We start from the raw sequence: 10,834 nt of genomic DNA, 5'->3' as shown, positions 1-10,834 counted from the left end.
ATATTTTAGACCGGAGAAAGCGCATGAACAGCGGAGGATCCTCCGGAAGGATTCTGATAATCGAGGATGACAGAGAAATAGCGGGTATCGTTGCCCTGAACCTGAAGGATGCCGGATTGGAGGCGACTCAGATCCACGACGGCAATACGGGCCTTGAAGAGGTCCGTGCCGGCGGATGGGATCTGGTTATTCTCGATATAATGCTCCCGGGACTTGACGGTATATCCGTCTGCCGCAGGATCAGAGAAACAGACGCACATACTCCGATAATGATGCTGACGGCCCGGGCGGAGGAGATCGACCGGGTTCTCGGTCTTGAGCTCGGAGCTGATGACTATGTGACAAAGCCCTTCAGTATTCCCGAGCTGACAGCGAGGGTAAAGGCGCTCCTCCGGAGGGTGAAACGGGGTGGACTTTCGGCGGAAGAGTCAGTTTCGGCAGGCAGTCCCGGGATCCTGAAAATCGGAGAGCTGGAAATTGATTTTGTCAAACGCAGGTGCAGAATGCGACAGAATCCTCTGGAGCTCACTGTCAAGGAATTCGAACTCCTCAGTCTCTTTGCGAGAAATCCGGGCAGAGCCTACAGCAGAACCGATCTGCTCAATCTGGTCTGGGAATATAATTTCGAGGGATATGAGCATACGGTCAACACCCATATAAACAGACTCAGAAACAAGATCGAAAGCGATCCTTCTCATCCTGAGTACCTGTTGACTGTCTGGGGCGTGGGATACCGCTTTGCTGAAGCATCAGAGGTGGAATAATGCTCCTGAAATCCTTCTATGCCAGAATCTCGCTTCTCTTTCTTGCGATGATTCTTCTCCTGGGGGCGACCAGCCTGTATATAGCCTTTGAGGCGTCCCGACTCCTCTTCGGTGAGGTGGAACAGAAGCTGAACCGCGGATATGCGGCGAATATAGCCCTTGAGCTGGAACCCTTTACTGCAGAGGATTTTACCGAAGAAGATATCAAAGAGGCGATTCACTACATGATGGTAATGAATCCCTCCGTCGAGATCTATCTGCTCAATCATGAGGGTAATATACTCTGCTATTTTTCCGAAATTGAAGAGGAGATTACATATCTGAATGTAGATCTTGAACCTGTTCGGAGCTTTGTCGAAAGCGAAGGCTTTAAGCGTATCCTGGGAGATGACCCGCGCAACGATAAGGTAAAAAAACCCTTTTCCGCCGCACCCCTTATCATCAACGGCAAAGAAGGCTGGGTCTACGTTATACTGCGGGGAAGCAGTTACGACAGCTCCCTGGAGATGCTGCGGAACAGTTATTATATGCGCTCGGGTCTTATAACCTTCATCGTTGCGCTTGCAGCGACCGCTGTTGTCGGGCTCAGCCTGTTCTTTATCCTGACGCGCCGGCTCAGGCGGCTCAGCGAAGCGGTTACTGCGTTCCGGCATGGCAGGCTGCAGCATCGCGTCAGCATGCGGGGTGACGACGAGATTTCCGCCCTGGGTTATGCGTTCAACGATATGGCGGAATCAATCGTAGAAGGTATACGGCAGCTCCGGGAGGCGGAAAGGCTTCGCGGTGAGCTGATAGCCAATATTTCCCATGATTTGCGCAGCCCTCTGACCTCGATACGGGGTTCTCTGGAAACCCTGCTTTTGAAAGAGTCGTCCCTGTCCGGGGATGAGCGGCGGGATCTTATCGAGGTCGGGCTGAGGAACGTTGCGGGTTTCCAGAAGCTTGTGGAGGGCTTGTTTGAGCTTGCCAAGCTCGAAGCCCGGCAGGTGAGCCTTCAGAAAATAACTTTCTCCGTGGCGGAACTCATTCAGGATGTGGTTCTGAAACTGCAGCCGCGCTTTAATGCGAAGCAGCTCGATGTAAGTTATAATCCCGCAGCGGATATTCCCTCTCTGACCGCAGACATCGGTCTTATTGAAAGAATGCTCACGAACATAATCGAGAATGCTGTAAACTATACCCCCGGGGGAGGTTCCGTAAGCATCAATCTTGAAACTTCAGCCAACGGACTGGTGATATCCGTCGCCGATACCGGACCCGGCATAAGCAAAGAGGACCTTCCGCGGATATTCGAACGCTTCTACAGGTCTGATAAAAGCCGGAGTCGCGATTCTGAAGGAACCGGCCTCGGACTGGCCATAGCCCGGGAGGTTGCAGAGCTGCACGGCGGCAGCATTACTGCGGAAAGTCCCGGAAGCGGCGGGGCCGTTTTTATCATATCCCTTCCTCTTTAAGCCTCAGGGCACTTCATTTTATAAACAGTTTCTTTTTCCGTGACACTTCTGTGACATTCAGGTCGTACCTTCGAAAGCAGGAGGTAAACAGATGAGAGTGTTTACAGTAATTGCGTTTGTACTCTTGATCGTATCCTTTCCGGCATTCAGCGGAGGACAGTCCGAATCCGTCGATGTGATGGAAGGAGGTATGATGGAAGCCATGGAAATGCCGGAGGTCAATGCGATTGTTGATTTCAGATCCCTGGATCATGCCCGGGAGCTTGCCGCCGAAAAGCCGACGGTGCTTTTTTTCAACGCGAGCTGGTGTCCCAGCTGCAAGGGGGCGGTGAGGGACTTCGAGGCGAATGAGGTCGAGATCAGGGATTACTACCTGGTTTATGTGGACTATGACAGCTCGGATGATCTCCAGGAGAAGTACGGGGTCACCTATCAGCATACCTTTGTACAGATTGATTCTGAGGGAAAGGCTGTTACCAAGTGGAACGGCGGCGGGACAGGCGAGTTTCTGAACAAGGTTAAGGTAATGTAAAGATGATGGTACTCGCTTTTTTCGCCTTTCTGTCGGGCATTGTCACGATATTATCGCCGTGCATACTTCCGGTTCTCCCGATTGTCCTGTCAGGCAGTATCGGCGGAAAAAGCAGGCCCCTGGGCGTTGTCGCCGGGTTCGTAATCAGCTTCAGCCTGTTTACGCTTCTGCTGTCAAGCCTGGTTCAGGCACTGAAGGTTCCGCCGGATGCCCTGAGAATCGTCGCGGTAATCGTGATACTGAGCTTCGGCGCCGTCCTTGTCGTTCCGCAGCTGCAGCAGCGTTTTGAACGTCTGGTATCGAGAGCAGGCAGCAGGAAGCAGGGCAGGCAGCACAGCGGATTCGGCGGGGGGCTGATGGTGGGGGGAAGTCTCGGGCTGCTGTGGACGCCCTGCGTCGGACCGATAATGGCTTCGGTAATCAGTCTTGCGGTGAGTCAGCAGGTGGACGGCGGTTCAGTCGTAATCGTGCTTGCCTATTCCGCCGGAACTGCGGTCCCGATGTTCGGCGTCATGCTCGGAGGACGCAGGCTTCTGAACCGCGTTCCGAAGCTGGTGGCGAACACCGGCAGGATTCAGAGGATTTTCGGCATCGTAATGATCGTCGCCGGGATATCCATCGCCATGGGTGCGGACCGGCGGTTTCAGACCATGGTCCTGGATGTTTTTCCGGATTACGGCAGCGGTCTTACCTTTTTCGAGGACGCCGCTTTCATTCGGCGGGAGCTGGACAGCCGTTCCGGCAATAGAAACGGGAATACGGAAACGGAGGGTGCATCGAAACCTTTGAGCCTGGAAAATCGGCCGGAGAAGGGTATTCTCGAGAATTTTGGCAATGCGCCGGAAATCGTTACCCAGGGAGAATGGTTCAACAGCCGGCCCCTGAAGATGGAGGATCTCAGGGGAAAGGTTGTTCTCGTGGATTTCTGGACCTACAGCTGCGTAAACTGTGTGCGGACAATGCCCTACCTGCGCGCCTGGTATGAGGCCTACGCGGATCAGGGATTTGAGATTATAGGTGTTCATTCCCCCGAGTTTGCCTTCGAACGTGATCCTGAGAATGTGGCCCGGGCAATGAAGGACCTGAGTATACGCTGGCCGGTTGTTCTCGATAATGATTTCAGACAGTGGAGGGCCTATAATAACCGCTATTGGCCGGCCCATTTCTTTATCGATGCGGAAGGAGTCATCAGATATTTTCATTTTGGCGAAGGCGAGTATGAAAACTCTGAAAAGGTTATCCGGAGTCTCCTTGCAGAAGCCGGAAAAACACCTGAAAAAACTGCAGAAGCATCGGCCTGGGAAGGCCTTCACAGCAGAACAGCAGAAACCTATCTGGGGTACCGCCGTGCAGAGGGCTTTCTCTCCGAAGCTCTGCTCAAAAGGAATGAGCCCATGGGCTACTCAATTGACCGGGTTCCGGAAAACGGCGAATGGGCCCTGGAGGGGGAATGGCTTATCCGGGCCGACTCGATACAGATCAGCGGGCAGGGTGCGATTGAGCTCGGGTTCTACTCAAAGGAGATCTATGTGGTAATCGAACCCCTTACCCGGGGGGGACGTGTGCGCGTCAGTGTGGATGCCGATGAAAAGACTGTTATTGAACCCGCTGAAAGCGGTCTTTACCGGCTGGCCGGGTTTGACGAAGCCGAAGAGCGGCTGCTGCGGCTTGAGGCTGATGGTGATTTCAGATTTTATGCGTTTACCTTCGGGTAAAAGGAGTATGACATGAACATGCGAATATATATTCTTGCCGGCATTATTGCCGCTGCCGCGTTTTTTCCTGCCCTGGCGGCGGGAAAACAGGAGACCGGGGAGCAGCCCATGATGGCCCCTGCTGCAGGTGATGTTCTGCCTCCTTCGGGAACAGCCGGGGATGCCTACGTCAGGCCCGGGGATGAGGAATTAATGAAGGAGCTTACCGGGATGCAGTTTGATGTTGCCCGGCGCAACGGTACGGAGCCGCCGTACAGGAACGAGTACTGGGACAATCACGAGGAAGGCATCTACGTGGATGTAGTATCCGGGGAGCCTCTTTTCAGTTCGACGGACAAGTATGATTCGGGTACCGGTTGGCCCAGTTTTACGAAGCCCATCGCCGGGGGGAATATTGTCGAACATATCGACACCTCCTACGGAATGAGAAGGGTAGAGGTCCGCAGTTTTTATGCTGATTCACATCTGGGGCACGTTTTTACCGACGGGCCGCAGCCCGCGGGGCTCCGTTACTGCATCAATTCAGCATCCCTTGAGTTTATCCCTGTAAACAGGCTGGAGCAGGAAGGATACGGAGAACTTTTGTATCTTTTTTCAGGGGATGGGAACGGGTAAAGGGTTTGTCCGAAGATAAAACAGCCCGGAAGCGAATTACCGTGTTGAACATCAACCATGATTTCCATGAACCTTCATCTCACAGAATTTTCTTTCCGGTAGGGTAGTTGGCCGGTGAGTACTCAGGAAAGGATATGTGATTTTTCAAATCACTTACTGAATCGCAGGCCTGTTCTCTGTAGCTTGTAGAACGCGCAGCGTCACGTTGATTTCATAAGGACAGTTTTCATATTTTAGGATGGTTATATCTCAGCCGAATAAACCTGTTGTCACGATTGAACGGCTATGTTATTCGAGATGCACAGGCTGGTCTCATCGGGCAAAAAGTCCTCAAAGATTTGTTTATCGGAAAATATTCAGATAAATGTCGACAATTAAGAGAGAAAAATACTTATTTACATTGTATATATATGTTAAATAAATACATAAGATTTATATCTTATTATATATCAAGAATATAAGGATATTTTTTATTTGTTGACAAATTAGGTTGTATGTTTTATGATTTTCTCATCAGCTGATATCCATAGACTATTCAGGAGGTTTTATGAGAAATCCAAACACGAGGATTCTGGGTTTAGTATTGGTATGTTTTCTTATTGCAGGGACACTCTATGCCGGGGGTGAAGGTGAAAGTGGTGGTACCGAAAAACGTGTTCTGTCGTATGCACATGTTTTCGCTACAGATCATCCTGTGCATGTTGCACTGCTGGAAGCTAATGATCTGCTGAAGGAGAAATCGGGAGGACGACTGGAGCTTAATATATACCCGAACGGTACATATGCAAATTATAACGATGCTGTTCAGGCTGTTATCATGGGACAGCTGGATATGGCACCGTTGGACAGTGCTTCGGAATATCTGCCGAAATCCGGTGTTCTTCTTGGACCATACGTGTTCAGGAGTTACGCTCACTGGAATAACTTCAAAGAAAGTCAGCTTTATAAAAACCTGAAGAAAGAGATTGGAGAGGCTGTTGGGGTTAAACAGCTTGATCATTATAACTTTGGATTCAGGAATGTAACCGGAAACAAGCCTCTGGTTAAGCTTGATGACTTCAACAGGCTTAAATTGCGGGTTGTAAACTTTCCTCCCTATAACGAGATCGCCACTATTTTTAATGCTGTCGGAACCTCTCTGCCCATCGGTGATGTGTATATGGGGTTGCAGACGGGAGTGGTCGACGCCCAGGAAAATCCGCTCACGCAAATTGTTACCATGAAATTCTATGAAGTCCAGAAGTATCTCATGCTGACCAGGCATATGCTTGCAGTAGCGGGAACCATTATGGCTGAATCGACCTGGAACTCTCTATCTCCGGAAGAGCAGAAAATCATAGAAGAGGTATTCACCTTTGAAGCAAACCGGATAGATGAGATTGTACAGAATAATGAGAATGCCCTGATGGATCAGGTGGAATCCTATGGCATGACCATCATCGATGATATCGATACCAGACCTTTTATGGACAGGGTTCCCCTTGTTCTGGAAAGGAATCCCGAGTGGGTAGACCTGTACAATAATATTCAGTCCATTCCCGACTAAGGCCTGATTTATTGATGTTCTTCCCGTCCATGAAGGGCGGGAGGAACCATATATCAAAGAACTGGAGAAAAAATGACGCAAAAGAGCATTTTGCAGCTGTCGTTGAAGATTTCACGCCTGTTGCAGAAAATAGAACTTTTTGCCGGCATGTTCTGCCTTGCAGTCATGCTGACGGTGATCGTACTGAATATTATTTTTCGCTATGTTCTGTTCAAACCATTTGCATGGTCTGATGAACTCAGTAATTACCTTTTTATCTGGATGAGCTTCCTCGCTTCCGCTTATGTAATGGGAGAAGATAACCATGTCCGTGTGACAGCGATTGAACAACGTTTGCCCAAACGAGTCAGGAATATAGTTCATCTGATAATGAATGTAATAATGCTGCTTGTTTTTCTATGGTATATTGCACCGTCCTTTGGCATCTTAAAGAATCTCAGAAGATCAAACATGCTCAGGGTTCCGCTCAAGTATGTCTATCTGATCATTCCAATAGCTTTTTCCCTTATGGCTCTTCATGTAATAAGCAATATTTTCCTGGACTTTAATCGCATTCATGAAGATATGAGCAGCCGGAAAACTTCAAAACAAATGCTTAAAAGCTAACGGAGAAAGATATGCTGCTTATTGTGTTTATTTTTACCTTTTTTATCCTTTTTCTTTTTGGCATGCCTATCAGTATTGCGATGATAACTTCTTCTTTCGTTTATATCGGATTGAAAGGGATGGATCTTGGCTTTATGGCAATGCAGATGTTCTCCGGACTTGATAATTTCGTGTTGATTGCTATACCGATGTTTATTCTAACCGCTGAGATCATGAATAGAACCTCAGTTGCGGACAGGATATTTAATTTCTGTAAGGCGCTTGTCGGATATATTCCGGGAGGTTTGGGGCATGTAAATATTGCAACCAGTATCCTGTTCGCAGGCATGTCCGGATCAGCAGTAGCGGATGTTGGTGGAATAGGCAACCTGAACTATGAGGCCATGGTGGAGGAAGGCTTCGATAAAGAATTCAGCGCGGCGATTACAATTGCATCATCAACAGTAGGGCCAATAATTCCTCCCAGTATTCCTATGGTTGTTTATGCAATGGTTGCCAATGTATCTGTAGGGCGTCTGTTTTTCGGTGGATTAATCCCCGGCGTTATCATCGGGCTTGTACTGATGCTCTATGTTTTCTTGGTTTCGTTCAGACGACATTACCCGAAACGTAAAATTGAAAATGTCAGGAAATATCTGCAGGATCTGTTGGTTGCATTCATCCAGGGTATTCTTCCATTGTTTACACCGGTGATACTGCTTGGCGGGATTTACCTCGGGATTGTTACAACGACAGAGGCCTCAGCAATAGCTGTGGTATATTCACTGATTTTGGGAGTTTTTCTGTACAGGACCATGCAGTTTGACGAATTTATTCAAAGTTTGAAAAGCGTTGTAATTACCTGCGGTTCGATCCTGCTGGTTCTTCCAGCGGCGAAGGTCTTCAGTTTTGTAATGACTGCTGAAAATCTTCAGGATTATATTTTTCATTTTATGACAACTTTTGCAGGGGATAATAAATTTTTGATCATACTCAGTATAAATTTGTTATTCATTTTGCTGGGTGCCCTTTCTGATCCAACGGTAAATATCATGTTGTTTGTTCCTATGGTTCTTCCTCTTGTTGTTGCGTCAGGAATGGACCCGATTCACTTTGGTGTGATTATTGTAATAAATGCAATGATCGGTAATACTACCCCGCCAGTCGGAGTCGTGCTTATGACTGTTTGCGGGATTAAAAAGCTCAACTATGAATCTACTCTCAGGGAGCTGTGGCCGATGATAGTTGTGTTGTTTATTGCTCTTGCATTGATAATTGCTATACCGCAAAGCGTGCTCGCAATCCCAAATGCACTTTTCGGATGAGATAACAGGGAAAGGAGATTCGTACCCACTATGAATGAAACAGTTCGAGGATTGAAGTTGGCGGGGGAGAAACCTGTCATTGGTTTTGGCGTATGTCTTGGAAGCGTTCGGATAGCAGAAATGGTTGGACGATCACGCTTTGACTTTGCAATGGTCGATCTGCAGCACAGCCATTTTGATAAGGAGAGTGCAACAGGTGCGATCCGCAGTCTCGCCCGCTCAAACGGTCCTGCACCCTTCGGCAGGGTTGCTGAAAACAGCCCTGGGTCCATTAATAACCTGCTGGATGCTGGAGCAACTGGAATTATTGTGCCAATGATCGAAAGCCGGCAAGAAGCTATCCGGGCAGTTGAGTCAGCATATTATGCTCCGTTAGGTAAACGTTCCAAGAGTAGCCCCGCGGCTGTGTTCTATGGAGACGATTACTATGAAATGATAAACGAAAATATAAATGTGATATTAATGATTGAAACAGTATCGTCCGCAGAAAAGGCCGAGGAAATTCTCTCTGTTCCGGGAATAACCGGTTGTCTTGTTGGCGGTGGGGATCTGAGGTATTCAATGATGATGTCGAATACTGAATCAGAGTTTGATTCTGTGGTAAGCAGAGTAAGTGCAATTGCAAAAAAAAATAATGTTGCAATAGGACTTAGTGTAGGTTCCCCTCAGGATATGAAAAAGTGGAGAGCTGCGGGGATGGATTTCTTCCTTCTGTCTCATGATATGGGCCTGATGAACAACGCACTCAAAGAGTACCAGCGGGAATTCATTGAAGAATGAGACGGTTATGAAAAGTACTGAGTACGTTCTAAGCATTGATTTGGGCACGAGCTCCTGTAAATTATCTGTTGTCGATGCTTCAGGTTCAGTTGCAGCTACAGCCTCTGCCGGATACGACACCTATTCAGAAAAACCAGGATGGGCCGAACAAAATCCTGAAGATTGGCTTGTTGCTGTATCTGAAGCGTCAGGAAGAATGCTGAGTTTCTGTGATATAGATCCACATGCTATTGCCGCTATTGTTCCAACCAGCGCTGCACACATTGGAGTGCTTGCTGACAATGTTGGAAAAAGCCTTCGGCGCGCTATTATCTGGAGCGACCAACGGTCTGCACGGGAGGTTGAGGAACTCAATCGGCTGAAGGGAAACCTGATTTTTACTCAGACAAATAACCAGGTTTCAACTACGTGGACATTACCCCATTTTCTGTGGATAAAGAGGCATCACCCGGAAATATGGGGGAGAATACGCCATGTTAGTTTTTCAAAGGATTTTCTTGTATATCATCTTACGGGAAATTGGACTAGTGATTTCTCTACAGCAGTTTCTTCCATGCTCTGCAATGCAGGAACTGGAACCTGGTCTGAAGAACTTGCAGCGATGGCATCACTGGATATTTCACTGCTGCCGGAGATTCTCCCGGCGGGTGAAATTTCTGGAACATTAAACAAGAATGGAGCACGACTGCTCGGGTTGCCTTCCGGAATCCCTGTTTTATGTGGAGCTCTGGACAGTGCCATGGAAACCTATGGAGCAGGTGCTCGTAAACCAGGGGACTATGTTATACGGATAGGAACTGCCGGGGGAATTCATGTTATCAAGCAAACACCGAATCCGGTCGGCGGGCTGCTGACTTATCCATATCTTATTGACGATCTCTGGTACTCTCAGGCGGGGACGAATTCTGCTGGTTCCTCCATAACATGGGCAGTGGAAACGGAGGGATTCCCCCGAACTCCGGAGGGATATGTCGCTTTCGATAACCTGGCGGATCAGGCTCCTCCTGGATGTGAGGGACTTATATTTCATCCCTACCTGTCCGGTGAGCGGACTCCCTACTGGAATTCGGACTTGAGGGGAACATTCTCGGGTGTGTCGTTCCGTCACGGAAAGGCACATTTTGCAAGGGCTGTTTTAGAAGGGGTCGCCTGTTCGTTATACGATGCGCTGCTTGCTCTCGGCGATGGCGATAAGTTGCCTGCAACGATTGGTGTAGTGGGTGGTGGAGGTTCTGACAAAGTGCTCATGCAGATTCTCAGTACGCTTATGGACAGGAAACTCCTGGCAATGAAAGATATCGATTCATCCTATGGTGCTGCTTTGTATGGTCTGCATACTCTGGGGCGTGGGAAAAAATCGGGCGTTTTTGACGGAACAACTTACGTACCCGAGGCCGAAAACGGGGAAAACTACGAAAAGACGTTTACAGCCTACAGTAAGTATGCAAAACAACTGCTTTTATTGTATGCTGGAGGGGATGATGGATTGCATCCCCATGACATTTGAAGCGGAATCGT

At 48.5% G+C, this 10,834-nt stretch carries 10 protein-coding genes; all 10 read left to right on the top strand.

Going from position 1 to position 10,834, the window contains the following annotated elements; translation table 11 throughout:
• Nucleotides 1–23: 23 nt before the first annotated feature.
• Entirely contained in the window at nucleotides 24–764 is a 741-nt protein-coding gene (locus tag B4O97_RS04995; protein WP_083048875.1) for a response regulator transcription factor, read from the top strand.
• Nucleotides 764–2,218: a sensor histidine kinase gene (locus B4O97_RS04990; RefSeq protein ID WP_083048874.1), complete on the top strand. Its 1,455-nt coding sequence runs from the start codon at nucleotides 764–766 to the stop codon at nucleotides 2,216–2,218. The genes B4O97_RS04995 and B4O97_RS04990 overlap by 1 nt, the downstream gene beginning before the upstream one ends.
• 91 nt (nucleotides 2,219–2,309) lie before the next feature.
• Nucleotides 2,310–2,750 (top strand): thioredoxin family protein, encoded by a 441-nt coding sequence (locus tag B4O97_RS04985; RefSeq protein ID WP_083048872.1) that lies wholly within the window; start codon nucleotides 2,310–2,312, stop codon nucleotides 2,748–2,750.
• A gap of 2 nt (nucleotides 2,751–2,752) precedes the next feature.
• On the top strand, nucleotides 2,753–4,465 hold the full coding sequence (locus B4O97_RS04980) for a cytochrome c biogenesis protein DipZ (protein ID WP_083048871.1): 1,713 nt from the start codon (nucleotides 2,753–2,755) through the stop codon (nucleotides 4,463–4,465).
• Nucleotides 4,466–4,477: 12 nt separating this feature from the next.
• Nucleotides 4,478–5,080 carry a peptide-methionine (R)-S-oxide reductase MsrB gene (gene msrB / locus B4O97_RS04975; protein ID WP_083048869.1) on the top strand — a complete coding sequence of 201 codons (603 nt, stop codon included), beginning with the start codon at nucleotides 4,478–4,480 and terminating at the stop codon, nucleotides 5,078–5,080.
• Nucleotides 5,081–5,627: 547 nt separating this feature from the next.
• Nucleotides 5,628–6,626 (top strand): TRAP transporter substrate-binding protein, encoded by a 999-nt coding sequence (locus B4O97_RS04970; protein ID WP_083048868.1) that lies wholly within the window; start codon nucleotides 5,628–5,630, stop codon nucleotides 6,624–6,626.
• Between the two features lie 72 nt (nucleotides 6,627–6,698).
• Nucleotides 6,699–7,232 carry a TRAP transporter small permease gene (locus B4O97_RS04965; protein ID WP_083048866.1) on the top strand — a complete coding sequence of 178 codons (534 nt, stop codon included), beginning with the start codon at nucleotides 6,699–6,701 and terminating at the stop codon, nucleotides 7,230–7,232.
• A gap of 11 nt (nucleotides 7,233–7,243) precedes the next feature.
• Nucleotides 7,244–8,536: a TRAP transporter large permease gene (locus B4O97_RS04960; protein ID WP_083048865.1), complete on the top strand. Its 1,293-nt coding sequence runs from the start codon at nucleotides 7,244–7,246 to the stop codon at nucleotides 8,534–8,536.
• A gap of 30 nt (nucleotides 8,537–8,566) precedes the next feature.
• On the top strand, nucleotides 8,567–9,316 hold the full coding sequence (locus B4O97_RS04955) for an HpcH/HpaI aldolase family protein (protein ID WP_083048863.1): 750 nt from the start codon (nucleotides 8,567–8,569) through the stop codon (nucleotides 9,314–9,316).
• Nucleotides 9,317–9,323: 7 nt separating this feature from the next.
• Complete coding sequence (locus tag B4O97_RS04950) at nucleotides 9,324–10,823, top strand: xylulokinase (RefSeq protein WP_083048862.1); 1,500 nt, start codon at nucleotides 9,324–9,326, stop codon at nucleotides 10,821–10,823.
• The last annotated feature ends 11 nt before the right edge of the window (nucleotides 10,824–10,834 follow it).

Origin of the sequence: Marispirochaeta aestuarii (assembly GCF_002087085.1) — a bacterium.
Taxonomy (GTDB): Bacteria; Spirochaetota; Spirochaetia; order JC444; family Marispirochaetaceae; genus Marispirochaeta; species Marispirochaeta aestuarii.
This window is presented reverse-complemented; position numbering and strand designations above follow the sequence as displayed.

Bases quoted from the DNA above. Each gene is read 5' to 3' on its own strand.
- B4O97_RS04950 (WP_083048862.1), top strand. From the start codon at position 9,324: ATGAAAAGTACTGAGTACGTTCTAAGCATTGATTTGGGCACGAGCTCC.
- B4O97_RS04985 (WP_083048872.1), top strand. From the start codon at position 2,310: ATGAGAGTGTTTACAGTAATTGCGTTTGTACTCTTGATCGTATCCTTT.
- B4O97_RS04970 (WP_083048868.1), top strand. From the start codon at position 5,628: ATGAGAAATCCAAACACGAGGATTCTGGGTTTAGTATTGGTATGTTTT.
- B4O97_RS04980 (WP_083048871.1), top strand. From the start codon at position 2,753: ATGATGGTACTCGCTTTTTTCGCCTTTCTGTCGGGCATTGTCACGATA.
- msrB (WP_083048869.1), top strand. From the start codon at position 4,478: ATGAACATGCGAATATATATTCTTGCCGGCATTATTGCCGCTGCCGCG.
- B4O97_RS04960 (WP_083048865.1), top strand. From the start codon at position 7,244: ATGCTGCTTATTGTGTTTATTTTTACCTTTTTTATCCTTTTTCTTTTT.
- B4O97_RS04995 (WP_083048875.1), top strand. From the start codon at position 24: ATGAACAGCGGAGGATCCTCCGGAAGGATTCTGATAATCGAGGATGAC.
- B4O97_RS04965 (WP_083048866.1), top strand. From the start codon at position 6,699: ATGACGCAAAAGAGCATTTTGCAGCTGTCGTTGAAGATTTCACGCCTG.
- B4O97_RS04955 (WP_083048863.1), top strand. From the start codon at position 8,567: ATGAATGAAACAGTTCGAGGATTGAAGTTGGCGGGGGAGAAACCTGTC.
- B4O97_RS04990 (WP_083048874.1), top strand. From the start codon at position 764: ATGCTCCTGAAATCCTTCTATGCCAGAATCTCGCTTCTCTTTCTTGCG.